Source organism: Nocardia sp. NPDC047648, assembly GCF_040642815.1.
GTDB classification, from domain to species: Bacteria; Actinomycetota; Actinomycetes; order Mycobacteriales; family Mycobacteriaceae; genus Nocardia; species Nocardia gamkensis.
In genome coordinates this window covers 78,712-102,532 of the sequence record NZ_JBEYSX010000021.1, presented here as the reverse complement: position 1 = coordinate 102,532, position 23,821 = coordinate 78,712, and the positions used below count along the sequence as shown (strand labels likewise).

Sequence of the window (23,821 nt, the reverse complement as noted above, 5' to 3'; positions counted from 1 at the left end):
TAAGCAGCTGTCGCGCGCGCGTCGCGGTCAGATCGGGCGACAGTTGCTCGCGTCCACACCGGCGTTGAGCACCGCCTCCGCCTCGTAAGATCCCATTTCCGGATGGATCGGCTTGCCGAGGTACGGGAACGCGCCACCGCACTCCCATTTCTCACCGGTGACGCTGTTCTCCATCCTGACCGGATAGAAGTAGTTGCCGTCCAGCGGAGCGCCCGGAGACGCCGCGCACCTGCGCGCTCGCATCGAGCTGAATACCGCGAGGTAGCTGGTGATGGGCGTGAATTTGCAGGTGTAGGTCGGCAGCGGGGGCTGCGCCACGGCAGTCGGTGCCGTCGCCAGACCAGCAGTCGCGGCCAGCACGAGCGCGGGAAGTCCCAGGAGGGTCAGACGGGCTGTGATCATCAAGGCTCCTACGCGAGAAGGGAATCACTGTCGCGCGACCCTCACAGGACGGCCTGAAGGAATCCTTAACGACTGGTAAGCACGGGCGGGTCGACCGGCCGCGGCTTCCGCGCCGGACCGGCCGCTGGAGTGTCCGGACCGTCCCGCTGGGATCGGATACCTCGACCGACCGCGGAACAGAGACGCACTGCGCGCCGACGTCGCCGCTGGGCGAAGTGCCCGTTCGCCAGGTCGCGGTAGCCCTATGCCCGGTCGAACCTGCCACGGACGACGCCGATGGTGAAGGTGTCCCATGCGCCGGGCGTGAAGATCAGCGCCGGGCCGGTCGGGTTCTTCGAGTCACGAACGCCGACCGTGCCTCCGGCGAGGTGGGCGACCTCGACACAGTCGGCTCCGCCTTGGCTGTGGCTCGATTTGAACCAGCGCGCTCCGGACAAGTCAGCGTTCACGATCGAACTCCCTCGCAATCTCTCGCAACAGGTCACGGCTCGGTCGGGCGTCCGGGCCTGCCTGTTGAAGCATCGCGAACGCCTCACGGAATCTGAGCACATCCGCTCGCCTTTCAAGGTACGCGGCGCCAGTGTAGTTCTCGCAGTAGATGACCGGAGGCTCCACCGTCTTGCCGCGCCCGTCGCGAACGAAATCCAAAATGGTGAACGGTGGCAGAGCTGCTCCGAGCGGAATTCCGGCGTGGAACGGCAGGATTCGGATATCTATGTTGGCGAGAGTGCTCATGTCCGCCAGGTGCCTGGACTGGGCAGCCATGACACGTCGGCTTCCGACCACAGTTCGCAAGACGGATTCGTGAAGCACGAACGACGCTCTTGTCGGGTTGCGAGACCGGGTGAGGATGCGTTGCCGCTGAGCACGAACCTGAATACGGCGTTCCAACTCCTCCTCTGTGTCTTCGGTGAAGTAACGCCGGTCGATGGCTCGCGTGTAGTCCGGTGTCTGTAGCAGTCCGGGTATGAGCAATGGCTGATAACTCGCCAATTCTGTCGCGCTGGCTTCCAATCCGACATACAGGTTGAACCAGGCCGGGATCAAGTCGCCATAGGTATGCCACCACGACTTCGCCGGTGTCTGTTCGGCGAGCACCTTGGCGACAGCCGTGTGCTCGTCACTCAATCCATAGATCTCACAAAGCCCGGAAACATCCCGAACTCTGACCTTTTCGGTCAAACCGCGCTCCAGGCGGCTCAAAGTCGATTTGTTCCACTCCATGAGGGACGCGGCTCGCTCCAGGGTGAACCCGGCCCCCTCCCGAGCCTCTTTCAGATACCTGCCGAGCTGCCGACGCGGCAGTGTGCTGCCCGTTTCCTCCGCGCGGTCGTCTGCCATGCACGCCTCCCCTGCCGTTGCATTCCGCGATCTCTGTTTGTTGCGGTCCGCGCCGATCGTAGGGGGCCTTGCACAACCGGAGCTGCCAATTTGCGCGAATTTGTGCACGTAATCCATTGCCGGAACCGGCTATCCGCACTTCGCACATCCTTTGCCGCATGCCACCGGACATCCGACTCAGCAGAACCCAGGCCGACGTGCTGTCGGCACTCGAGCCGGGCGGAATCTTGTCCGTCGACGCGCTGGTGAAGACGGTGAACCTGGCCGGATGGCAGGTCCGCCGCACGTTGCCACAGCTCCAGTCGGCGGGGCTGATCATGCATGCCGGGCTGATCAGCCGTCGCGGATACCAGATCACCGCCCTCGGCAGGCGGGCGCTCGCCACCTACGGCGGGATCGACGCCACGCGAGGGAGGCCCGATGTTGCGCCGCACGACATGTGGTGATCACACCGTCCTCTGGCGGATCATCCGAGGGTCACGGATCGCGATCGAATCACTGATCGACGACGCCGCGACGACCCCGGCCTACCGGATGAGAATGGACGGCTCCATTGTCGATATCCCGAACGGCGACCCCGGCGTGGTCCTTTTCGGCGAGGGCGACCACCGCCCCGACCTCGCCCAAGTCCGCGAGTGGTTCCCCAGACACTTCCACCTCTGGAATGCGGTGAAATCCGACTACTGGAACGCCGTAGCGCCCCGTCGATAACGCGAGTGGCACACCACCGAGAGGTCTACTCGACGTTTGCCTCAGCCAGGTGCCACCCGTCGATTCGGCCGCCGGAAGGCGATGCGCCGGTCGGGGGGACGGTTTGCGTTGTCGGGGAGCCTACTATGACACCGCGTGTGGTTGTTGGCGCTGGTCATCGTAGGCGTGCGCGATGCGGTGCGGCGGGGTGTGTTTACTCGGAGGAGGGTGAACAGTATTGGCTGACGGTTGGATTCGGCGCGGTACGGTACTGCGCTGGATCATGGCGGGGATCTTGGTGACGGGCGCGGGGCTCGGGATCGTGCTGCTGGCCGAGATCACCGGAAGTCGGCCGCCTTTCGATCCGGACGCGGTTCCGGGGACGCAAGTCGTTTGGGTGACGGCCCCGGCAGGCGCCGATCGAGGGACGTTGGAATTGTGGCAGCGGAACCGGTTTCGACGGTGGGAGCGCACGTTGGCGGTACCCGCCTGGGTGGGCTCGGCGGGGATTTCACGGGAGGCCAGAGAAGGGGCGGCGTACACGCCGGAAGGGACGTTCACGTTGACCGAAGGGTTCGGTCGATTGCCCGGTGCAGACGCGAAGCTTCCCTATCGGGCAGTGGATGAGTCCATGTGGTGGGTGTCCGATACGGAGAGTCCGCTGTACAACCAGGAATATCGGTGCGCCGAGGGCGAATGTCCGTTCGACACCACGCTCAGTGAGAATCTCGGCCGGACCGACCCGCAATACAATTACGCGCTGGTCATCGACTACAACCGTTTTCCGGTCGTGCCGAAGCGGGGCTCGGCTTTCTTCGTCCATGTGGAGGTCGGCAGGCCGACGGCAGGATGCGTCGCGGTCGGTGACGACGTCATGCGTACCTTGCTGGCCACCCTCGAGCCGTCGCGGAAGCCTGTTATCGGCATCTACGCGATCTGAATCCGTTGCCGCGCCCCCTCGATGGCGATGCACGGTTACTCCGGCGAGCGGAGCGACTCCGCTTCGCGCCGCGCGGCCACCGGCGGCACGTAGCCCGCCGACAGTTGCGAACGTCGATCGACCGACCGACGGCGTTGGATACGTCGACGAGGGGTTTCTCGAATGCCGCCGTGATATGAGCGAAGGGCCCCGGAAGCCGGAGCCCTTCTCGAATGGTGGGGTGTCGCCTGCGATCAGAGGGTCACGACAGAGGTTCGGTGGGCTTGGCGGCGGACGTGAGGACGCCTGCGTTGGTGAGGTAGGTGAAAGCGGGGGCCGTCAGACCAGGCTCGAGGAAGTAGAAATGAGCCTTGGTGACGGTGCCGTTCTCGGTGGCGTCGCAGAGGGCGTGCAGGGCGGTGGGGTCGACGGTGAGGGCGGTGAGCTTGCCCGCCTCGTAGTCCATCTCCACCCACTTCGCGTGGATGGCGGCGCTCATGACGCTGCCGGTGAAGCTCTCCCGGTCGGAAGCGGCGCTCAGGCCCATTTCGAGACCGTCGTCGAGGTCGGTCGGCGTGTGCTGCCAGCGGCCGAACTCCCACCAGCGCACGAAGCTGACCGGGCCGTCGACGCCGCCGGGCAGCTTTGCCGTCGGTTCCACCGAGCGCACCCAGGCGGGCGCCGCGGCGAGCGGATCGTAGGAGGTCCCGGCGACCTCGTTGTCCTCGTCCCGCCCGAATAGCAGCGCGCGGTCGCCGGGATATCTGACCAGCGAGTACCAGTTGCCCTCGCCGTCGTCGCTGATCAGCCGGCCACCTTCCACTCCGGCCGTCTGCCCGATCTCCTGTCCGCTCGCGACCCGATCCGTGCGAGTGGCGGCGGTGATCACGTCCAAGACGGTCACGCGCGCCCACAGCACCTCGGGATGCGGCAACTGAAATCCCATGCCGGGCAACGTATCACCGGCCCCCTACGGCGACAACCGATCGGCAACCGGCCGGACAACCCGCCTGGTCGCGCGCCCCCGCCCTGGCAAACAGAGGCGAACCGGGCACTCACAGGGGTCTCGCAAACCCGGAGACGAAGGGCAAATCGGTAGCTATGACGGACTACCCGATCAGGCGGACTCCGGTTCGGATCGCTCGGTGCGCCGGGGGCGCAGCGCGTAGGCCGGGACCAGTTGGTCGCGCACGTGCAGGTCGGGGCGACCGTCGGCGAACTGGATGCTGTAGGTCACCCGTCCCATCCAGTCCCCGTCGACGGTGGGGAACCAGTGCGTCAAGGTGCCGGGGCGCTCGCCGCGCATGACGACTCCCGCGCCGTTCACGTGCCGCGGGGTGCCGGGGTCGCGGACCAGGATCGCGTCCAGCCGCACCCACACCGGGCGCGGCGGGTAGGTCAGTGTCCGGTAGTAGTGGCCGGTCCTGTTCGGGTAGACCAGCTCCGGTCCCGTGCCTTCGGTTCGCGGCGTTTCATCGCTTATCGAACCCATGTTCGAATGTTAGCCGGACATATGCGGCAAGCACCAGGCAACCCGGTCTCGAATCGGACGACATGACTCCGGCCACACGACTATGGCAGTCGCGCCCGAGACGTTCTAATATGATCGTTCTAGAACAATCACTTTAGAAGGAGACGGACATGTCCGTGAAGAGCGAGGTCGTCAAGGGTTTCTACACCGCTACGCAGACGGGTGACGGACCGGCGATCCTGGCCCTGCTACATCCGGAATTCGAAGTGCGCACCGCCCCGGGCATGCCGTGCGGCGCGGGCGGCGCCTTCCACGGCCCGCTGGCGGCCATGGCGCGGATCTGGGGCGCGGTTGCCAGGGACTTCGACACCGCACCGTTCGACGAGACCTGGCAGGAGACCACGGACGGCACCGTCGTGGTGACAGGTCACTATCGCGGCGCGGCCCGCGCGACCGGCCGCGAGTACGAGGCCGAGTTCGTGCACCTGTGGCAGGTCGACGACGAAGGTCGCATCACGCGACTGCACCAGTACACCGACACCGCGCGCTGGCACGCCGCATTGGCCGCCTGACGTCGCGGAAACCGTTCGCCGCGCGTCCGACCACCGCACCTCGGCGACATCGCCCGTCGCCCCGCCCGAACGATCACACCCGTTTGGTTTCCGCTACCCCGGGCACGCCTTGGCGTAAAGATCCAGGCACCGGGGGCAGACCGGAGGACGAGATGACTTATCCGCCGGGCGGGCAACCGCCGGATGATCGACCGCCCCACCCGCAACAGCCCGAGCCCGGCTATCCTCCGCCCGAACAAGGGCAGCCTCCTTCGGGCCCGGGTAATCCACCCCCCGGGCCTGGTCAGCCACCATCGGGTCAGCCACCCTCGGGCCCGAGTAACCCGCCCCCCGAACCCGGGCAGCCACCATCGGGTCAGCCACCCTCGGGCCCGAGTAACCCGCCCCCCGAACCCGGGCAGCCACCCTGGGACTCTGGTTATCCACCCCCCGGACCCGGCCAGCCACCCTCGGCCCCTGGTTATCCACCACCCGGCTACCCGCCCTGGGGATATCCGCCGCCGCCCGAGAAGAGCCACACCGGCTTGATCGCCGGCTTGGTGGCGATAGTCGCTCTGGTGATCGCGGGCGCGGTGATCGCGGGGGTGTTCCTTACCTCGCAGGGCAGAGGTCCGCTCGCCTCGGACGAGAAGCGGATCGAACTCGCGATTCGCGACTTCTACGAGACCCTCGACACCCGCGGCTTCCGCGCGGCGGCCGAGCAGGCGTGCGCGCACGAACGCGCCGCGTTCGAGGCGATGACCGAGAGCGAGAAGAGTGAATTCGACAGCACCTCGATCTCGGTCACCATCGATAGGATCGAGGACATCGTCGTCACCGGAGACACTGCGACCGCGAAGGTCACCGGCAAGCTCACCGTCGCGGTGCCCGGCCGGCAGCCCGATACCGAATCCAGCACCACCGAGCATCTGACGAAAGAAGACGGCAAGTGGAAGGTCTGCTCCGCGGAGGGCACGCGCTGATCGCATGCACCCACGCATGAGTTGTTGCGGACCGAACCGCAGAACCGTTCTCGGGGCACTCGGCCTCACCGCACTCCTCCCCTTCGCCGGTCGAACGAGAGCTCGGGCACTGCCGGACACGGCCGTCGCCACCGATCTGGAAGTCGTGACGATCACCGACACCACGGTGATCCTCACCTGGACCACGCTCGCCCCCGACCCGGCCGGACGGCTGATACCCGTCGACGCCGACACCCACGTACGGATCGGTCCCGCCGACTCGGCGCGCGCGCCGGTGCCGGTCTTCGCCGACGACCACCCGACGCCGTTCCACTATGCCGAGATCGGCGGGCTGGAACCGGGCCGCGCCTACCGCTTCGAAGCCTGGTCGGCGGGTCTGCGTGCCACGCCCGCACTATCGCTCACCACGTCCGATCCCGCCGCGCCGGAAGCACGCGGCGAGTTCACCACCCTGGTTCCGCCGCCGGGCCGCAGGCTGCGCACCCTGGCGCTGGCCAACGATGTGCACTTCGGCGAGCAGGTCAGCGGGCTGATCGCCGGTGACCTGCCGCCCGGCTTCCGGCAGGGCCCCGGCCTCGCGCCCTATCCCGAGGTGATGCTGGCCGCGGTACTGGACGACCTGCGCCGTCCCGACCGGGGAGCCGAACTGCTACTGCTCGCGGGCGACCTGACCGCCGAAGCCTCCGAGCTCGACACCCGCACGGTGCGGGCCCGGCTCGACGGGTGGGGTGCGCTCGGCCGCGACTACCTCGCCGTGCGCGGCAATCACGACCGGCCGCACACGGGCGGCGAGTACGCCGGTTGCGCCCCCGCGCCCGCCGATCACCGTGACTGCTGGGCCGATGTCTTCTCCGCGCGCCAGCAACTCGTCGAGCACGAGGTGGGCGGTCTGCGCGTGCTCGGCTTGGATACCAGCAGCCTGGACGGCGCGGGCGGGTCCATCGAGCGCATGCAGTTCGATCATCTCGCCGAACGTCTGCGCGCCGATCCGGATCGGCCGACCCTGCTGTTCGGCCACCACCCGGTCACGACCGAGTCCGGGCTGACCAACCTCGCCGGACCGGGTTTCGTGCTCGACGGACGCGACAGCGGCGAACTGCAAGCGCTCTACACCCGCTCTCCCGGCGTCTTCCTACAGCACAGCGGCCACACCCACCGCAACCGTCGCACCAGGCCGGACGTGCCGTGCGCGGTGGAGTTCCTCGAGGTCGCCGCGGTCAAGGAGTATCCGGGCGGCTACAGCCTGCTGCGCCTCTACGAGGGCGGCTACATGGTCAACTTCTACAAGACCCGCACCGAGGACGCGCGGCGCTGGAGCGCGCTCACCCGCGGCGAGTACTTCGGACTGCTTCCGGATTACACGCTGGGCACCTGCGCCGATCGCAATCACGTTGTGCCGCGCGATTTCTCGGGTCTGCGGTAGCGGGCGCGCGGGCTCGCCGCATCCGGGAAACGTTTACGCACGTCGGACGCTGTATCTTCCTTAGGTAAGGCTCAACATATGCAACGGGGAACGCGGTCGGAAGGACGAGGATGAAGCCGGTCAGATGGAAGACGATTGCCGCTGGATTGGTCCTCGCGATGACGGCGCTCGGCAGCACGGCTTGCTCGAATTCCTCCGACGACGCGAACGAGATCACCGTCTACAACGCGCAGCACGAGTCGCTCACCAAAGAATGGGCCGACGCGTTCACCAAGGAAACCGGCATCAAGGTGACGTTGCGCCAGGGCGGTGACACGGCGCTGGGCAACCAGCTGGTCGCCGAGGGCGCTGCCTCGCCCGCCGACGTCTTCCTCACCGAGAACTCCCCCGCCATGGCGCTGGTGGAGAACGCGGGCCTGTTCGCCGACGTGAACGCCGAGACGCTGGCACAGGTGCCCGCGCAGTTCCGCCCGTCCACCGGCAAGTGGACCGGCGTGGCCGCGCGCTCGACGGTTTTCGTCTACAACAAGAACAAGGTCCAGCCCGGCCAATTGCCCGCCTCGCTGCTCGACCTGGCGCAACCACAGTGGAAGGGGCGCTGGGGCGCGGGCGTTTCCGGCGCCGACTTCCAGGCCATCGTCGCCGCCCTGCTCGCGCTGAAGGGCGAGGACGCCACCCGCGCCTGGCTGAAGGGCATGAAGGAGAACGCGACGCCGTTCCCGAACAACGTCGCCACCATGAAGGCGGTCAACTCCGGCAGCCCGGACGGCGGCGTCATCTACCACTACTACTGGTACCGCGACCAGGCGAATACGAAGGAGAGCAGCGGCGACACCGCCCTGCACTACTTCAGGAACCAGGACCCGGGCGCCTTCGTCAGCGTCTCCGGCGGCGGCGTGCTGAAGGCGAGCAAGAAGCAGGAGGCGGCGCAGAAGTTCCTGGCGTTCATCGTCGGCAAGGCGGGGCAAGAGGTGTTGCGTGACGGCACGTCGCTGGAATACCCGGTCGCCAGCGGGGTGGCCGCGAACCCGGCACTGCCGCCGCTGGCCGACTTGCAGGCTCCGGCGATCGACCCGTCGAAACTCGATTCGAAGAAGGTCACGCAGCTGATGACCGAAGCCGGTCTGCTGTAGCCGTGGCACTGCGGAACGTCGTCGCGGCGCCCCGGGTCGGCAGGCCGGGGCCGGTGGTCACGGGCGTCGCGCTGCTGCTGGTGGCGGCTACGTTCGTGCCGCTCGGGTACATCGTTTCGACCGTTTTCTCCACCGGTATCGATCAGGCGGCGGAACTGGTGTTCCGGCCCAGAGTCGGTGAGCTGCTGGGCAATACGGCCGCGCTGGTGGCGTGCACCGTGCCGATCTGCGTGGCGCTCGGCGTCGGGCTGGCCTGGGTGGTCGAGCGCACCGACGTGCCGGGGAAGTCGTGGTGGGGGCCGGTTTTCGCGGCTCCGCTGGCGGTGCCCGCCTTCGTCAACAGCTACGCCTGGGTCAGCGTCTTCCCGACCATGCACGGTCTTCGGGCGGGGGTGGTGATCTCCACGATGTCCTATTTCCCGCTGGTCTATCTGCCCGCCGCCGCCACGCTGCGCCGCCTGGATCCGGCGGTGGAGGAGTCGGCGCGGGCGCTGGGCTCGGGACCGGTCGCGGTGTTCGCGCGGATCGTGCTACCGCAGCTGCGCTTGGCCGTCCTCGGTGGCGGGCTGCTCATCGGACTGCATCTGCTCGCCGAGTACGGCGCCTTCGTGATGGTCCGGTTCGACACGTTCACCACGGCCATCTTCGAGCAGTACCAGTCCAGCTTCGCCGGTCCGGCGGGCAGCATGCTGGCCGGTGTGCTCGTGCTGTGCTGCCTGGCGCTGCTCGGGGCCGAGGCGGGACTGCGCGGCCGGGCGCGCTACGCGCGGATCGGCAGCGGGGCTCCGCGCGCCGCGGCCCGGATCCGGTTGGGCGCGGGCACGTTACCGGTTCTGGCCGTGCTCGTCGCGGTGACGGCGGCCGCGCTGGGCGTGCCGCTGTGGACCATCGGGCGCTGGCTGCGCATCGGCGGAGCGGCGGTATGGGATATCACCGACATCGGCAACGCGCTCGGTCAGACGGTCGGCCTCGCGGCCGTCGCCGCGCTGCTCACCACCCTGTGCGCCTTCCCGGTGGCGTGGATCGCGGTGCGTTCCACCTCGGCGTTCGCGCGGCTGGTCGAGGGCGCCAACTACGTCACCAGCTCGTTGCCCGGCATCGTGATCGCGCTGGCCATGGTGACCGTGACGATCCGGTGGGCGCCCGCGCTCTACCAGACGGCGGGCATGGTGATCGCCGCCTATCTGCTGCTGTTCCTGCCCCGTGCCCTGGTCAGTGTGCGGGCCGGGCTCGCCCAGGTACCGGTCGGCTTGGAGGAGGCGTCCCGTTCGCTGGGTAAATCGGCGCCGGCGACGTTCTTCCTGGTCACGCTGCGTCTCGCGGCGCCGGCCGCGGCCGCCGCGGCCGCACTGGTGTTCGTCGCGGTGGCGACCGAGCTGACCGCCACCCTCCTGCTGGCGCCCAACGGAACTCGCACGCTGGCGATGCGGTTCTGGGGCCTGTCCGGCGAATTGGATTACGCCGCCGCCGCTCCGTACGCCCTGATCATGATCGCCGCCGCCGTGCCCGTGACGTACTTGCTGTTCACCAACTCGCAGAAGGCGGCCGGGATATGAGTCGCGTTGTCGTCACCGATGTGTCGAAGACCTTCGGTCACACCCGGGTTCTCGGTGGCATCACCCTGGACGTGCCGAACCGCACCGCCACCGCCGTGGTCGGGTCGTCGGGATGCGGCAAGACCACGCTGCTGCGCGTGATCGCCGGATTCGAGTCACCGGACACGGGTTCGGTGTCGATCGGGGCGGAAACCGTTGTCGGCGAACGAGTCTCGGTGCCGCCGCAGCGTCGCAACATCGGCTACGTCGCCCAGGACGGGGCGCTGTTCCCCCATCTGACCGTCGGCCAGAACATCGCCTACGGCCTGCCCGGCTCGGCCCGCCGCAACCACCGGCGGGTGCGCGAACTGCTGGAGATGGTGTCGCTGCACGCGTCCTACGCCGACCGGCGGCCGCATCAGCTCTCCGGCGGCCAGCAGCAGCGCGTGGCCCTGGCCCGCGCACTGGCGCGCAAGCCGTCGGTGATGCTGCTGGACGAGCCGTTCAGCGCGCTGGACGCGGGCCTGCGCGCCACGACCAGGCAGGCCGTGGCCGACACGCTGCGCGAGGCGGGCATGACCAGCATCCTGGTGACCCACGACCAGGAGGAGGCGCTGAGTTTCGCCGAACAGGTCGCGGTGATGCGGGAGGGGCGCTTCACCCAGGTCGGGACGCCGGAGGAGGTCTACGCCACGCCGAAGGACCTGTTCACCGCCCGGTTCCTCGGCGATTGCGTGCTGCTGGAGGCGGTGGTCGAGGGCGATGTGGCCAAGTGCGCACTGGGCCGGATTCCGGTGCAGCGCAACGCCGCGAGCGGACCGGCCACCGTCATGCTGCGACCGGAACAGCTCGTGGCCGATATCGCTTCGGAGAACGAGGCGGAGAGCGGCCGGATCAGCGCCGTCGACTTCCGCGGCGCCGACGTCATCCTGACCATCGACCTGGACGGCGCGAGCACTCCCATCCGGGTACGCCGCGCCAGCGTCGCCGCCCCTGTCACCGGGCAGCGGGTGCGCCTCGACGTGGTCGGCACGGCCGTGGCGTACGCAGAACCGAACGACGCCGTCTGACGCGGAACGCTGCGTGGGAACCCGGGCATACCGGGTAGCGGCGTGCCTCGAAATGCCCGGCTCGGCGATGACGCGCACCGAGCCGAGCACCGAGGACACTTGGAGCGAGCGGCGGGAATTGAACCCGCGTAAACGGCTTTGCAGACCGTTGCCTAAACCACTCAGCCACGCCCGCCTCGCCTTAGATAGTGCCCCCGGCAGGTAGGCCCGGCCTACCATTGCGCTCACGGTGATCCGAAGCCTGGCCGGATGTCCCCGTCCGGACCTGGCGGCATGGAATGATCGGAACATGTCTCGGCCACGCCCGCTTCCGAACGACCCGATCGAGGAGGCCCACCGCCAGTGGGTCGGCCACGGCTGGGGAGATGTCGCCGACGGCATGGCCGCGGTGACGTCGCTGGTGCGGGCTCAGCAAATCGTGATGGCGCGGGTGGACGAGGCGCTCAAACCCACCGGCTTGACCTTCTCCCGCTACGAGCTGCTCATGCTGCTCAATTTCAGCAAAACCGGTGCGCTGCCGATGGCGAAGGCCAGCGCGCGCTTGCAGGTGCACCCCACCAGCGTCACCAACACCGTGGACCGGCTGGAGGCGGCGAAGCTCGTCGAGCGCGTACCGCATCCCAGCGACCGGCGCGCTACCCTGATCGAAATCACCGACGCGGGACGGGAATTGGTGGCGAAGGCGACCGAGGAACTCAACGCGAAGGTTTTCGCGCTCCCCGGACTCCCCCCGGAACGACTGCACACTCTGCTGCAACTGCTCGCCGAATTCCGACATGCCGCGGGCGACTTCGACACCGCAGAGGGAACGGCGCGCTGGTCGGCCACGGCCACAGACTGATTCGACGTACCGGTCGGTCGCATACCCGGTGCGACCGACCGTCGGGTGACGATCGGGCATCCAACCGGCGAATTGCCGGGCATGCCGTCTTGGCAGCGGAAGCGAAAGGGTCCACCATGTAAATCATGGTGCTGGTCTTGGGGGTATCGGCGGGCGCTGGCGGCGCCCATGCGATGCTGACACACTCCGATCAGCCACACCTACCCCCGATCGATCGCTGCGAAGTGCCGCGCCGGGCGGGCGGCGGTGTCGAGGAATCGGTCTTCGAGGCGATCCGCCGGATGAACGGCGCCGCCGACCGGCGTGACGAGCTGATCTCGGGCACGGCGGTGACCTGCCGCTGTCCGCTGCACGCCGACGCCATCCGCGCGGGCGTGCGCGGTCGCCGCGTGACCATCGTCGACGAACCCCTCGCCCAGCTGCGCTATCTGCGCTTCACCGGGCAACTGCCGGACAGCGGCTCGGTGATCCTCTACGACCTGGGCAGCTCGGGGCTGACCATCACGCATGTCGATTGCCGCACCGACGCGATCCTGTCCAGCAAGCGCAGCACGGTGCTCGGTGGCGACGGCTACGACGCGCTGCTGCGCTGGCGGCTGGCCCGCGACGGCGTGCTCACCGACACGCCGACCATCCGGCGTCACCGCGAGGAACTGAGTGAGGCGCGGGTGGTCACCGCCATCGACGACGGCACCGGCGAACGGGCCGTCGTCACCCGCAGCGATCTGGCCGAATTGTGCGCGGCGGGCATCCATCACTCGGTGTCGTTCGTCCGGCAGATCATCGACGAGACCGGTGTGCGGCCGGAAGCCATGGTGCTGCTCGGCGGCTGCACGCGCAGCCCGAGCATTCGCGCCGAACTGGCCGAACTGGTCGACCTGCCGATCGTCTACGACCCCGAACCCGAGTTCGTCTCCGCGCGCGGCGCCGTGCTGCTCGCCGCCGAACGAAGGGGCGGCGACGTGCGGATGGCCCGGCTGCGCGCCGGAGCCACCCTCGTCCCGGTCGCCGTCGACCGGCGCAAACTCATCGCGGCGGCCGCGGTCACCGTCGCACTGGGCGCCACGATCGCCGGACTGCTCGCCGCGGAGAAGGACGCGCCCACGCCCGAGGGCACCAAGGTGCCCACGCCCGCGCAGATCGTCGCGCCCACATCGGGACCCTTCGGATAACTCGCGACGAACCCGCCCGGCCGGGGGAATCGGCCGGGCGGGCCGGACGTCAGCGGTTGGTGAACTTCGCCGGACGCTTCTCGACGAAGGCGCTCATGCCTTCCTTCTGATCCTCGATCGCGAACAGCGAGTGGAACACTCGGCGTTCGAAGCGCAGGCCCTCGGCGAGCGTGGTCTCGAACGAGCGGTTCACCGCTTCCTTGGCGATCATGGCGACCGGCAGCGACATGGACGCGATGGTCTCGGCGACCTCGGCCGCGGTGTCGAGCAGCTCCGCCGCGGGCACGATGCGCGAGACCAGCCCCGCCCGCTCGGCCTCCTCGGCGTCCATGTTGCGGCCGGTGAGCACCAGATCCATGGCCTTGGCCTTGCCGATCGCGCGGGTCAGGCGCTGCGAGCCGCCGATGCCGGGGATGACGCCCAGCTTGATCTCCGGCTGCCCGAACTTCGCGGTGTCCGCCGCGAGCAGGACGTCGCAGATCATGGCCAGCTCACAGCCGCCGCCCAGCGCGTAGCCCGCCACCGCGGCGATGGTGGGCTTGCGGAACTGCGCCAGCCGGTCCCAGCGGGCGAAGTAGTCGTCCATGAACATGTCCATGTACGACTTGGGCTGCATCTCCTTGATGTCGGCGCCCGCCGCGAAAGCCCGCTCCGAGCCGGTGATCACGATGGCACCGATCTCGTCGTCGTGTTCGAGTTCGTCGAGCGCGGCGATGACGTCGTCGAGGACCTGCGCGTTCAGCGCGTTCAGCGCCTTCGGGCGGTTCAGCGTGATCCAGCCGACCCGGCCCTTGCGTTCCAGCAGAATCGTCTCGAAGTCGGCCCCACCCGTCGCCCGGCCGCCGCCGCCCACGGAATCGCTCTGCGATGCGTTCATCCTTCTGCACCCTCTTGGTCGGATCGGTCACGGATATCGGTGACGATAGCCGAGAAGTCCCGTCCGGCATCCGTCTGGTTGAAGCGGTCGTAGATCGCGGCGGCCAGCAATCCGAGTTGCCCGTCGATGTTGTTCTCGCGCAGTGCGTTCGCGGCCAGACCCAGGTCCTTCGCCATCAGGGCGGTGGCGAAACCCGGTCGGTAGTCGTTGTTGGCCGGGCTGGTCGGCACCGGGCCCGGAACCGGGCAGTAGCTGGTCAGCGCCCAGCTCTGGCCGGAGGCGGTGGAGACCACGTCGAAGAACGACTGATGGCTCAGGCCCAGCTTCTCGCCCAGCACCAGCGACTCCGACAGCGCGATCATCGACACGCCCAGCAGCATGTTGTTGCAGATCTTCGCCGCCTGACCGACGCCGGAGCCGCCGCAGTGCACGACCTTGCCGCCCATCACCTCGAGCACCGGAAGGGCGGCGGCGAAGTCCTCGGCGGCCCCGCCGACCATGAAGGTCAGCGTGCCCGCCGCCGCGCCCGCGACACCGCCGGAAACCGGGGCGTCCAGGGCACGGTGCCCGGCGGCGGTGGCGCGTTCGGCCGCGGTCTTCGCGTCGGCCACGTCGATGGTGGAGCAGTCGATGAACAAGGTGCCCGGTGCCGCGGCCGGGAGCAGTTCGGCGTACACGTCGAGGACGAGTTTGCCGTTGGGCAGCATGGTGATCACGGTGTCGGCCGCGGCGGCCTCGGTGGCCGTGCCGACCGCGATCGCGCCGTCGCGCTCGGCCTGTTCGCGCGCCGCGGGCACCGGGTCGAAGGCGAGCACCTCGTAGCCCGCGCGCACCAGGTTGGCCGCCATCGGCGCGCCCATGTGGCCGAGGCCGAGGAAACCGATTCGCTTACTCATCACGCCACCTCCCGGGTCGCCAGACCCAGCTCTCGATCGCCCAGCTCGGCGAAGTATGCGTCCACCTGCGCGTCCGTGACCGCCTCGAGCGTCGCGGGCGACCACCGGGGGTTGCGGTCCTTGTCGATCACCTGCGCGCGAATGCCCTCGACCAGGTCGTGCGACGACAGCGACGCGATGGACACCCGGTACTCCTCGTTCAGCACCGCCTCCAGGCTCGGCGCGGTGCGGGCCGCGCGCAGCGAACGCAGCGTGACCTTCAGCGCCACCGGGGATTTGGCCAGGATCTCGTTGGCCGCCGCCCGCGCGTCGGGTGCCTCGTGTGCCCGCAACCGCGCGACGATCTCCTCCACGGAGTCGGCTCCGTAGCAGTCATCGATCCAGTCCTGCGCGGCGGCCAGCGCGGAATCCGGCGCGTCCGTGGCGAACTTGGCGATCGCGATGTCGGCGCTCTCCGTGCGCAGCGTCTCCAGCAGCGCGGGCAGATGCTCGGAGGCGACGAAATAGTCCGCGAAGTTCGCGACGATGGCGTCACCAGCGCTCATCCGCGCGGTGGTGAGCCCGACGTGCGTGCCGATCTCGCCCGGGGTGCGCGCGAGCAGATAGGTGCCGCCGACGTCCGGGACGAAGCCGATGCCCACCTCGGGCATGCCGATCTTGGACCGCTCGGTGACGATGCGGTGGCTGCCGTGCCCGGAGAGCCCGACGCCGCCGCCCATCACGATGCCGTCCATGATCACCACGTACGGCTTCGGGTAGCGGCCGATCAGGGCGTTGAGGATGTACTCGTCGCGCCAGAACCGTCCGGTCGCCGAATCGGCGCTGGTGGCACCGCTTTTCGCGTCGGCGTGGATGGCGACGATGTCACCGCCCGCGCACAGGCCGCGCTCGCCCGCGCCGGTGACGACCACGGTGCGCACCGCGTCGTCCTCGGCCCAGGTGCGCAGCGCGTCGGTGATGGCGAGGGCCATCGAGTGATTCAGCGCGTTGATGGCCTTGGGCCGGTTCAGCGTGATCAGGCCCAGCCCGTCGCGCTGTTCGAGAAGAACCTCGGGTTCACTCGTGGTCTGTCCGCTCATGCCGCTCCTACCAGTGCGCGGGCGACGACCACCCGCATGATTTCGTTGGTGCCCTCGAGGATCTGGTGCACCCGCAGATCCCGGACGATCTTCTCCACGCCGTACTCGGTGAGGTAGCCGTAGCCGCCGTGCAGTTGCAGGGCTTTGTTGGCCACCTCGAAGCCGGCGTCGGTGGCGAAACGCTTCGCCATCGCGCACAGCTCCACCTTGTCCGGCGCGTCGGCGTCCAGCGCCGCGGCGGCGCGCCACAGCAGCGTGCGGGCGGCCTCCAATTCGATGCGCATATCGGCGAGGTCGAATTGCAGCGCCTGGTTGCGCAGCAGCGGCTTGCCGAACGCCTCCCGCTCGGCCAGATACGGCACCGTCTTGTCCAGCGCCGCCTGCGCGCCGCCCACCGAGCACGCGGCGATGTTGAGCCTGCCGCCGTTGAGGCCGTTCATCGCGATGCGGAAGCCGTCGCCCTCCGCGCCGAGCCGGTTGGCCGCCGGGACCCTGGCGTCGGAGAAGATCACCTGGCGGGTCGGCTGGGCGTTCCAGCCCATCTTCTTCTCGTTGGCGCCGACGGAGATGCCGGGGGTGTCGGCGGGCACGATGAACGCCGAGATCCCGCGCGCACCGTCGTCGCCGGTCCGGGCCATGACGACGTAGACATCGGTGGAGCCCGCGCCGGAGATGAACTGCTTGGCGCCGTTGAAGATGTAGTCGTCACCGTCGCGAACGGCCTTGGTGCTCAACGCCGCCGCGTCGGAGCCGACCCCTGGCTCGGTGAGCGCGTAGCTGGCCAGCAGTTCCATCGCGGTCAGCCGGGGCAGCCAGCGATTGCGCTGCTCGTCGTCGCCGTAGCGGTCGACCATCCACGTCGCCATGTTGTGGATGGAGATGTAGGCGGCGATGGCGGGGCAGCCGGTGGCCAGTTGCTCGAAGATGCGCACGGCGTCGAGCCTGCGCAGGCCCGAACCGCCCACGTCCTCGCGCACGTAGATGCCGCCGAGACCGAGCGGGCCCGCCTTACGCAGCACGTCCACCGGGAAATGTTTCTGCTCGTCCCACTCCAGCGCGTTCGGGGCGAGGAATTCGTCGGCGAAGCCGCGCGCGGTGTCGCGGATCGCCTTCTCGTCGTCGTCGAGGATGAACATCCGGGTCAGTCCATCGTCGGGATGACGAACGCGTTGCTCTCCTTGAGCCCGGCGGGCCAGCGCTGCGTCACCGTCTTGGTCTTGGTGTAGAAACGGATCGAATCCGGGCCGTGCTGGTTCAGGTCGCCGAAGCCGGAACGCTTCCATCCGCCGAAGGTGTAGTAGGCGATCGGCACCGGGATCGGCACGTTGATGCCGACCATGCCGACCTGCACGCGCGCGGCGAAGTCACGGGCGGTGTCGCCGTCGCGGGTGAAGATCGCCACGCCGTTGCCGTACTCGTGCTCGTTGGCCAGCCGCAAACCCTCCTCGTAGTCCTTGGCGCGGACCACGGTGAGCACCGGACCGAAGATCTCCTCGCGGTAGATCCGCATCTGCGGCGTCACCTTGTCGAACAGCGTCGCGCCGACGAAGTAGCCGTCCTCGGCGCCTTCCACGACCAGGCCGCGTCCGTCCACCACCAGCTCGGCGCCCTCGTCGACACCGATCTGGACGTAGTTGTTCACGCGGTTCACGCCGTCCTGGCCGACCAGCGGCCCGTAATCGGCGCCCGGGTCGTCGGAACGGCCGACGTTGAGCTTGTGCACCCGCTCGGTCAGCTTGGCCACCAGGCGGTCGGCGGTCTCCTCGCCGACCGGGACGGCCACCGAAATGGCCATGCAACGCTCGCCCGCCGACCCGTAGCCCGCGCCGATCAACTGGTCGGCGACGTCGTCGAGATCGGCGTCCGGCATGACGATCGCGTGGTTCTTCGCGCCGCCGAAGCACTGGGCGCGCTTGCCGTTCGCGGTCGCGGTCTCGTAGATGTACTGCGCGATGGGGGTGGAGCCGACGAAGCCGACGGCCTTGACGCGCGGATCGTGCAGCAGCGTGTCGACGGCTTCCTTGTCACCGTTGACCACGTTGAACACACCGGGGGGCAGACCGGCCTCGAGGAACAGCTCGGCCAGCCGCAGCGGCACCGAGGGGTCGCGCTCGGAGGGCTTGAGCACGAACGCGTTGCCGGTGGCCAGCGCGGGACCGGCCTTCCACAGCGGGATCATGGCCGGGAAGTTGAACGGGGTGATGCCCGCGACGACGCCGAGCGGCTGGCGCATCGAGTACACGTCGATGCCGGTGCCCGCGCCCTCGGTGTATTCGCCCTTGAGCAGGTGCGGGATACCGACGGCGAACTCGATCACCTCGAGACCGCGCTGGATGTCGCCCTTGGCGTCGGCGATGGTCTTGCCGTGCTCGGAGGACAGCAGCGCCGCCAGCGAATCCATCTCGTCCTGCACCAGGGTCAGGAACTTCATGAGAACGCGAGCCCGCTTCTGCGGGTTGAACGCGGCCCATATCGGCTGCGCGGCCTCCGCGTTCGCGATGACCGCCTCGACCTCGGATTTGCTCGCCAGCGGCACCCGCGCCTGCACCTGGCCGAGGTTGGGGTCGAAGACGTCGCCGAACTTGCCGGAAGCGCCCGACACATGCTGTCCGCCGATGAAATGGGTGAGTTCGCGAACCATGCCAGTCCTGTTCTCGTAGCGATCGGGACACCGCGGTGCGGTATGCGGTCATCCTATAGTTGGACGTCCAAGTATCAGCAATGTCCGGGGGCAGATGTGATTCATCCCACGCCTTCCCCAGGTGAGGGCTCGGTCAGCCCACCTACGGCTTCGGCAGGGGAACGGCCGGATCGGCTTCCTTCTCTCGCCGCGGGCGCACCAACCGGAACGCGCCCAACCCGAGCGTGACCGCGCCGATCGCTACGACCACCGCCGCCGCGCCGAGCGAATCGCCGGTCCATTCCGAGACCGCCTCCCCCGCCGCCACCGCGATGGCCACACCGCCCCCGACGACCAGCACCGCCGACCGCTGGGTCGCGTACAGCGCGAAGCAGACCACGGCGATCAGCGCCGTGATCCCGTAGGCCCAGATCCGGCCATCGATGTCGAGACTCTGCGCGGCCGCGACGGACGTGACGATCGCGATCAGGTATCCGATCCGGAGGTCCGCGAGGGCGCCGATCCTGGTCAGCGCGAACCACACGCCACCGAGTAGCAGTACCGCCGCGCTGCCCCAGGTGTCGTCGAGACCGATCACTTCGGTGATGATCCCCGCGACGGCCGCGGGCACGAAGCAGGCGCAGACCAGCAGTCCGATCACCGACGGCAGCGCGAGGTAACCGAGTACGGCGATCACCGCTCCCGCCGCACAGGCGAAAACCCACGCGGCATCGGTGCTCGCGTTCTCGAGCGCGGTGCCGACGGACCCGGCGAGCGCGACGGACCCGAGCGCGAAGAGCACGGCCGCCAGCCTCGCGCGGGCACTGTTCGCGCTCGTGCGGCCGGTCGGCACCCCGGCGAGCAGAACGCCCCCGAACAGCAGACCCGCCGACACGACGGCGAGCACGCCGACTCGCACCGGCCGGTCGAGCGTGTCCCAGGACGAGGCCGCCACCAGGGCGATTCCGCCGAACAGCAGACCCGCTCCGACGTAGGAGGCGATCTCGGCGAGCACCTTCCCGCGCGCCACCACCGCCGCCCGCTCGACGGCGAGCGCCGCGAGCACCGCGTCGGCCTGGTCGCGGGTCAGCACACGCTCGGCGACCAGCCGCCCTACCGCGGCTTCCGCCCTGTCGTCGCTCACCATGGGCCCAGTATGTCCGAGTCGGCCGCCCTGACAACACAATCGGCCGGAGCGGGGTATCGCCCACGGTCACCGCCGTCCGATCCATCCGTCCCGCGACGATCCCCGCCGAAATGCCCGCAGTCACGATGTCCAGCGCCGTGGCCTGCCGCGACGGCTGCGCGAAACACCCCGCGATCGAACCCGTCGACCGCCACCGAATCCGCCGGCCGCCGACCCGGAACCGGCACGGCGGCAGCGACGCGGACAACCCGGGCGGCGACGCTGGCGATGTGATCGCAGTCACCGTACGATTAGTTTGACGTCCTAGTATCGGGCGACAATGGAATCCCGAGAGGAATCCCGTGGCCGACAGCAGCGCGCTCTACGCGCCCACCCACCCCGTTCGCTTCGTCACCTCGGCGGCCCTGTTCGACGGGCACGACGCGGCGATCAACATCATGCGCCGCATCCTGCAGAGCCAGGGCGCGGAGGTGATCCACCTCGGCCACAACCGCTCGGTCAGCGAGGTGGTCGACGCCGTGCTCACCGAGGACGCCCAGGGCGTCGCGGTCAGCTCCTACCAGGGTGGCCACGTCGAGTACTTCGAATACCTCGCCGACGCCCTGAAGAAGGCCGGAGCCGAGCACGTGCGGATCTTCGGCGGCGGCGGTGGCGTGATCGTGGCGGAGGAGATCGCGCGACTGGCCGCGTCCGGCGTGACCATCTTCTCGCCAGAGGACGGACAGCGACTCGGCCTGCCCGGCATGATCAATCAGTTGATCCGCGCCTGCGACGTCGACCTCGCGACCGAGCCGCCGGTGCCGGACGCGGTGCTCTCCGGCGAGCGCGCCGCCTTGGCGCGCGCCATCACCTGCCTGCAAGCGGACGCGCTGCCGGACGCCGACCGGCGGAAGCTGGCCGAGGCCGCGGCGGCGCGGACCGTGCCGGTGCTCGGCATCACCGGCACGGGCGGCTCCGGAAAGTCCTCGCTCACCGACGAATTGGTGCGCAGGCTCCGTTCGGATCAGCAGGACAAGGTGCGGGTGGCGATTCTCGCGGTGGACCCGACCCGGCGGCGCGGGGGTGGCGCATTGCTCGGCGACCGCATCCGGATGAACGCCCTCGACGGCGAGCACGTCTTCTTCCGTTCGCTGGCCACCCGGGGTGGACGCGAACTGCCGGACAATATCGATCTGATCGTGACCGCCTGCAAGGCAGCGGGTTACGACCTGGTCGTCCTGGAGACCCCCGGCATCGGACAGGGCGACGCCGCGGTGACCGACCACGTCGACGTGTCGATGTACGTGATGACGCCCGAGTTCGGCGCCGCCTCCCAGCTGGAGAAGATCGACATGCTGGACTACGCGGACGTGGTGGCGATCAACAAGTTCGAGCGTCGCGGCGCCGCGGACGCGCTGCGTGACGTGGCCAGGCAGTTGATCCGCAACCGCGAGGAGTTCCATGCCGCGCCCGAGGACATGCCGGTCTTCGGCACCAGCGCGGCGACGTTCAACGACGACGGGGTGACCGCGCTCTACCAGCACCTGACGGGCCTGCTGGCCGGTCACGGCCTGCGGCTGGAGCCCGGCGCGCTGCCCCGGGTGGACACCCGCGTGTCCACGCGCTTCGCCCAGCTCATCCCGCCCGCGCGGGTGCGCTATCCGGCCGAGATCGCCGAGACCGTGCGCGGCTATCACGCCGAGACCGCGGCGCAGGTCGCCGCCGCGCAACGGCTGCAACGCCTCGAGCAGGTGGCGGCCGAACTGCCCGGGGACACGGCCGTCGCCGAACTGGCCGAACGCGCCCGCGCCGACCTGACGCCCGCGAACGCCGCACTGCTGGCCGAGTGGCCAGCCCTCGCCGAGTCCTATCGCGGGGAGGAACAAGTGGTCCGGGTGCGCGACCGGGAGATCCGCACCCCGCTGCGCCGGGAGACTCTGTCCGGCAACTCCATTCCGCGCGTGGCCCTACCTCGTTTCACCGATCACGGCGAGCTGCTGCGCTTCCTGCGCGCCGAGCACCTGCCCGGGCGGTTCCCGTTCACCGCAGGGGTTTTCCCGTTCAAACGGGACAACGAGGATCCGGCGCGCATGTTCGCGGGCGAGGGCGACCCGTTCCGCACCAACCGCCGGTTCAAAGTGCTCAGCGAGCATTCCGACGCGAAAAGGCTGTCCACGGCCTTCGATTCGGTGACGCTCTACGGCCACGATCCCGCCGAGCGCCCCGACATCTACGGCAAGGTCGGCACGTCCGGCGTGTCGATCGCCTCGCTCGACGACATGAAGGTGCTCTACGACGGTTTCGATCTGACCGCGCCGACCACCTCGGTATCGATGACGATCAACGGCCCCGCGCCGACCATCCTGGCCTACTTCCTGAACACCGCGATCGATCAGGCGCTGGACCGCTTCGCGGCGGAGCAGGGCCGCCCGCCGACCGGCACCGAGGCCGCCGACCTGCGCGCCCGCACCCTGGCCACGGTGCGCGGCACGGTGCAGGCCGACATCCTCAAGGAGGACCAGGGCCAGAACACCTGCATCTTCTCCACCGAGTTCAGCCTGCGCATGATGGCCGACATCCAGGACTGGTTCGTGCGCAACGGCGTGCGCAATTTCTACTCGGTGTCGATCTCCGGCTACCACATCGCCGAGGCGGGGGCGAACCCGATCAGCCAGCTGGCTTTCACCCTGGCCAACGGTTTCACCTATGTGGAGGCGTATCTCGCGCGCGGCATGCACATAGACGACTTCGCGCCGAACCTGTCCTTCTTCTTCTCCAACGGGATGGACCCGGAGTATTCGGTGATCGGCCGGGTGGCCCGCCGCATCTGGGCCGTCGCCATGCGGGACCGCTACGGCGCCGACGAGCGGTCGCAGAAGCTGAAGTACCACATCCAGACCTCCGGCCGGTCGCTGCACGCGCAGGAGATGAACTTCAACGACATCCGCACCACGCTGCAGGCGCTGATCGCGATCTACGACAACTGCAACAGCCTGCACACCAACGCCTACGACGAGGCGGTCACCACCCCGACCGAGGAATCGGTGCGCCGCGCCCTGGCCATCCAGCTCATCATCAACCGGGAGTGGGGGGTCGCGATGAACGAGAACCCGCTGCAGGGCAGCTTCCTGGTCGACGAGCTCACCGATCTGGTCGAGGAGGCCGTGCTGGCCGAGTTCGAGCGGATCAGCGAACGCGGCGGCGTGCTCGGCGCGATGGAGACCGGCTACCAGCGCGGCAAGATCCAGGACGAATCGATGCGCTACGAACAGCGCAAGCACGACGGTTCGCTGCCGATCATCGGGGTGAACACCTTCCGCAACTCCCACGACGAGCCGCACCGGGAGCTGGAGCTGGCGCGCGGCACCGAAGCGGAGAAGCAGTCGCAGCTGCGGCGGGTGCGCGAGTTCCAGCAGCGCAACCGGGACGGCGCCCATGCCGCACTCGCCCGGCTCGAAGCGGTCGCCCGCACCGACGACAATATTTTCGAGGTGCTGATGGAGGCCGCCCGGGTGTGCACGTTGCAGCAGATCACCGACACGTTCTTCACCGTCGGCGGGCAGTACCGCCGCAACGTGTGAGCCGGTCGCCGCGCGCACCTCGAGCAGCCGGTGCGCCCCCATCGGCCGGTGGGCCCGGCTCGCGCGAGGAAGCCGGGCGGGCACCGTGAATCCGGCCGCGGCCGCCGCGCG

Annotated in this window: 23 protein-coding genes and 1 tRNA gene; 12 read left to right on the top strand and 12 right to left on the bottom strand. The window is 68.8% G+C overall.

What is annotated here, in order from left to right:
* Positions 1-27: 27 nt before the first annotated feature.
* The 3 genes from ABZ803_RS32205 to ABZ803_RS32195 form a co-directional block, all read right to left on the bottom strand.
* Entirely contained in the window at positions 28-402 is a 375-nt protein-coding gene (locus tag ABZ803_RS32205) for a hypothetical protein (RefSeq protein ID WP_357045139.1), read from the bottom strand.
* A gap of 242 nt (positions 403-644) precedes the next feature.
* Positions 645-851: a DUF397 domain-containing protein gene (locus tag ABZ803_RS32200; RefSeq protein ID WP_357045137.1), complete on the bottom strand. Its 207-nt coding sequence runs from the start codon at positions 849-851 to the stop codon at positions 645-647.
* Positions 841-1,743, bottom strand: a complete 903-nt coding sequence (locus ABZ803_RS32195) for a helix-turn-helix transcriptional regulator (RefSeq protein ID WP_357045135.1) — start codon at positions 1,741-1,743, stop codon at positions 841-843. The genes ABZ803_RS32200 and ABZ803_RS32195 overlap by 11 nt, the downstream gene beginning before the upstream one ends.
* A 158-nt stretch (positions 1,744-1,901) precedes the next feature.
* Between ABZ803_RS32195 and ABZ803_RS32190 the strand changes: the two genes are divergently transcribed.
* The 3 genes from ABZ803_RS32190 (at position 1,902) to ABZ803_RS32180 (ending at position 3,373) form a co-directional block, all read left to right on the top strand.
* Complete coding sequence (locus ABZ803_RS32190; protein ID WP_357045133.1) at positions 1,902-2,189, top strand: hypothetical protein; 288 nt, start codon at positions 1,902-1,904, stop codon at positions 2,187-2,189.
* Positions 2,164-2,454, top strand: coding sequence for a hypothetical protein (locus tag ABZ803_RS32185; protein ID WP_357045131.1), 291 nt, complete (start codon positions 2,164-2,166; stop codon positions 2,452-2,454). Before ABZ803_RS32190 ends, ABZ803_RS32185 begins: the two co-directional genes overlap by 26 nt.
* Positions 2,455-2,755: 301 nt before the next feature.
* Positions 2,756-3,373, top strand: a complete 618-nt coding sequence (locus ABZ803_RS32180) for a L,D-transpeptidase family protein (RefSeq protein ID WP_357045129.1) — start codon at positions 2,756-2,758, stop codon at positions 3,371-3,373.
* A gap of 241 nt (positions 3,374-3,614) precedes the next feature.
* Here ABZ803_RS32180 and ABZ803_RS32175 read toward each other — a convergent pair whose 3' ends face one another.
* Positions 3,615-4,298 (bottom strand): hypothetical protein, encoded by a 684-nt coding sequence (locus ABZ803_RS32175; RefSeq protein WP_357045127.1) that lies wholly within the window; start codon positions 4,296-4,298, stop codon positions 3,615-3,617.
* Positions 4,299-4,469: 171 nt separating this feature from the next.
* A complete protein-coding gene (locus tag ABZ803_RS32170; RefSeq protein WP_040865145.1) occupies positions 4,470-4,844 on the bottom strand; it encodes a hypothetical protein in 375 nt (124 codons plus the stop codon).
* A 149-nt stretch (positions 4,845-4,993) separates the two neighbouring features.
* On the opposite strand from ABZ803_RS32170, the gene ABZ803_RS32165 reads away from it, so the two are divergent.
* From ABZ803_RS32165 to ABZ803_RS32140, 6 genes are all read left to right on the top strand, one after another.
* On the top strand, positions 4,994-5,395 hold the full coding sequence (locus ABZ803_RS32165) for a nuclear transport factor 2 family protein (protein ID WP_357045124.1): 402 nt from the start codon (positions 4,994-4,996) through the stop codon (positions 5,393-5,395).
* Positions 5,396-5,934: 539 nt separating this feature from the next.
* On the top strand, positions 5,935-6,357 hold the full coding sequence (locus ABZ803_RS32160) for a hypothetical protein (RefSeq protein ID WP_357045122.1): 423 nt from the start codon (positions 5,935-5,937) through the stop codon (positions 6,355-6,357).
* Between the two features lie 145 nt (positions 6,358-6,502).
* Complete coding sequence (locus ABZ803_RS32155) at positions 6,503-7,780, top strand: metallophosphoesterase (RefSeq protein WP_357045121.1); 1,278 nt, start codon at positions 6,503-6,505, stop codon at positions 7,778-7,780.
* A 110-nt stretch (positions 7,781-7,890) separates the two neighbouring features.
* Positions 7,891-8,913 carry an iron ABC transporter substrate-binding protein gene (locus ABZ803_RS32150; RefSeq protein ID WP_357045119.1) on the top strand — a complete coding sequence of 341 codons (1,023 nt, stop codon included), beginning with the start codon at positions 7,891-7,893 and terminating at the stop codon, positions 8,911-8,913.
* Between the two features lie 2 nt (positions 8,914-8,915).
* Positions 8,916-10,469 carry an iron ABC transporter permease gene (locus ABZ803_RS32145; protein WP_357045117.1) on the top strand — a complete coding sequence of 518 codons (1,554 nt, stop codon included), beginning with the start codon at positions 8,916-8,918 and terminating at the stop codon, positions 10,467-10,469.
* A complete protein-coding gene (locus tag ABZ803_RS32140; protein WP_357045115.1) occupies positions 10,466-11,518 on the top strand; it encodes an ABC transporter ATP-binding protein in 1,053 nt (350 codons plus the stop codon). The genes ABZ803_RS32145 and ABZ803_RS32140 overlap by 4 nt, the downstream gene beginning before the upstream one ends.
* Before the next feature lie 100 nt (positions 11,519-11,618).
* Here ABZ803_RS32140 and ABZ803_RS32135 read toward each other — a convergent pair.
* Positions 11,619-11,693, bottom strand: a tRNA-Cys gene (locus ABZ803_RS32135).
* Positions 11,694-11,807: 114 nt separating this feature from the next.
* Here ABZ803_RS32135 and ABZ803_RS32130 point away from each other — a divergent pair.
* On the top strand, positions 11,808-12,359 hold the full coding sequence (locus tag ABZ803_RS32130) for a MarR family transcriptional regulator (protein WP_040865121.1): 552 nt from the start codon (positions 11,808-11,810) through the stop codon (positions 12,357-12,359).
* 125 nt (positions 12,360-12,484) lie between these two features.
* Positions 12,485-13,531 carry an Hsp70 family protein gene (locus tag ABZ803_RS32125; protein WP_357045112.1) on the top strand — a complete coding sequence of 349 codons (1,047 nt, stop codon included), beginning with the start codon at positions 12,485-12,487 and terminating at the stop codon, positions 13,529-13,531.
* A gap of 49 nt (positions 13,532-13,580) precedes the next feature.
* Here the strand turns inward: ABZ803_RS32125 and ABZ803_RS32120 are convergent, their stop codons facing one another.
* The 6 genes from ABZ803_RS32120 to ABZ803_RS32095 all read right to left on the bottom strand — a co-directional run bounded on the left by ABZ803_RS32120 (position 13,581) and on the right by ABZ803_RS32095 (position 20,150).
* Entirely contained in the window at positions 13,581-14,408 is an 828-nt protein-coding gene (locus ABZ803_RS32120) for an enoyl-CoA hydratase (protein ID WP_051174905.1), read from the bottom strand.
* The gene (mmsB, locus tag ABZ803_RS32115; protein WP_040865119.1) at positions 14,405-15,304 is read right to left on the bottom strand and encodes a 3-hydroxyisobutyrate dehydrogenase; all 900 of its coding nucleotides are present in this window, start codon (positions 15,302-15,304) and stop codon (positions 14,405-14,407) included. Before mmsB ends, ABZ803_RS32120 begins: the two co-directional genes overlap by 4 nt.
* Positions 15,304-16,383, bottom strand: a complete 1,080-nt coding sequence (locus tag ABZ803_RS32110) for an enoyl-CoA hydratase/isomerase family protein (protein ID WP_357045110.1) — start codon at positions 16,381-16,383, stop codon at positions 15,304-15,306. The genes mmsB and ABZ803_RS32110 overlap by 1 nt, the downstream gene beginning before the upstream one ends.
* Positions 16,380-17,519: an acyl-CoA dehydrogenase family protein gene (locus ABZ803_RS32105; RefSeq protein WP_357045108.1), complete on the bottom strand. Its 1,140-nt coding sequence runs from the start codon at positions 17,517-17,519 to the stop codon at positions 16,380-16,382. The genes ABZ803_RS32110 and ABZ803_RS32105 overlap by 4 nt, the downstream gene beginning before the upstream one ends.
* A gap of 5 nt (positions 17,520-17,524) precedes the next feature.
* Complete coding sequence (locus ABZ803_RS32100; RefSeq protein WP_357045106.1) at positions 17,525-19,024, bottom strand: CoA-acylating methylmalonate-semialdehyde dehydrogenase; 1,500 nt, start codon at positions 19,022-19,024, stop codon at positions 17,525-17,527.
* 142 nt (positions 19,025-19,166) lie between these two features.
* Positions 19,167-20,150 carry a DUF2157 domain-containing protein gene (locus ABZ803_RS32095; protein ID WP_357045104.1) on the bottom strand — a complete coding sequence of 328 codons (984 nt, stop codon included), beginning with the start codon at positions 20,148-20,150 and terminating at the stop codon, positions 19,167-19,169.
* Between the two features lie 341 nt (positions 20,151-20,491).
* On the opposite strand from ABZ803_RS32095, the gene icmF reads away from it, so the two are divergent.
* Positions 20,492-23,710 carry a fused isobutyryl-CoA mutase/GTPase IcmF gene (gene icmF / locus ABZ803_RS32090; protein WP_357045102.1) on the top strand — a complete coding sequence of 1,073 codons (3,219 nt, stop codon included), beginning with the start codon at positions 20,492-20,494 and terminating at the stop codon, positions 23,708-23,710.
* The last annotated feature ends 111 nt before the right edge of the window (positions 23,711-23,821 follow it).

Coding starts and splice junctions, on each gene's coding strand:
- ABZ803_RS32205 (WP_357045139.1), bottom strand. CDS start 402: ATGATCACAGCCCGTCTGACCCTCCTGGGACTTCCCGCGCTCGTGCTG.
- ABZ803_RS32195 (WP_357045135.1), bottom strand. CDS start 1,743: ATGGCAGACGACCGCGCGGAGGAAACGGGCAGCACACTGCCGCGTCGG.
- ABZ803_RS32190 (WP_357045133.1), top strand. CDS start 1,902: ATGCCACCGGACATCCGACTCAGCAGAACCCAGGCCGACGTGCTGTCG.
- ABZ803_RS32185 (WP_357045131.1), top strand. CDS start 2,164: ATGTTGCGCCGCACGACATGTGGTGATCACACCGTCCTCTGGCGGATC.
- ABZ803_RS32175 (WP_357045127.1), bottom strand. CDS start 4,298: ATGGGATTTCAGTTGCCGCATCCCGAGGTGCTGTGGGCGCGCGTGACC.
- ABZ803_RS32170 (WP_040865145.1), bottom strand. CDS start 4,844: ATGGGTTCGATAAGCGATGAAACGCCGCGAACCGAAGGCACGGGACCG.
- ABZ803_RS32165 (WP_357045124.1), top strand. CDS start 4,994: ATGTCCGTGAAGAGCGAGGTCGTCAAGGGTTTCTACACCGCTACGCAG.
- ABZ803_RS32150 (WP_357045119.1), top strand. CDS start 7,891: ATGAAGCCGGTCAGATGGAAGACGATTGCCGCTGGATTGGTCCTCGCG.
- ABZ803_RS32140 (WP_357045115.1), top strand. CDS start 10,466: ATGAGTCGCGTTGTCGTCACCGATGTGTCGAAGACCTTCGGTCACACC.
- ABZ803_RS32130 (WP_040865121.1), top strand. CDS start 11,808: ATGTCTCGGCCACGCCCGCTTCCGAACGACCCGATCGAGGAGGCCCAC.
- ABZ803_RS32125 (WP_357045112.1), top strand. CDS start 12,485: ATGGTGCTGGTCTTGGGGGTATCGGCGGGCGCTGGCGGCGCCCATGCG.
- ABZ803_RS32120 (WP_051174905.1), bottom strand. CDS start 14,408: ATGAACGCATCGCAGAGCGATTCCGTGGGCGGCGGCGGCCGGGCGACG.
- mmsB (WP_040865119.1), bottom strand. CDS start 15,304: ATGAGTAAGCGAATCGGTTTCCTCGGCCTCGGCCACATGGGCGCGCCG.
- ABZ803_RS32110 (WP_357045110.1), bottom strand. CDS start 16,383: ATGAGCGGACAGACCACGAGTGAACCCGAGGTTCTTCTCGAACAGCGC.
- ABZ803_RS32105 (WP_357045108.1), bottom strand. CDS start 17,519: ATGTTCATCCTCGACGACGACGAGAAGGCGATCCGCGACACCGCGCGC.
- ABZ803_RS32100 (WP_357045106.1), bottom strand. CDS start 19,024: ATGGTTCGCGAACTCACCCATTTCATCGGCGGACAGCATGTGTCGGGC.
- ABZ803_RS32095 (WP_357045104.1), bottom strand. CDS start 20,150: ATGGTGAGCGACGACAGGGCGGAAGCCGCGGTAGGGCGGCTGGTCGCC.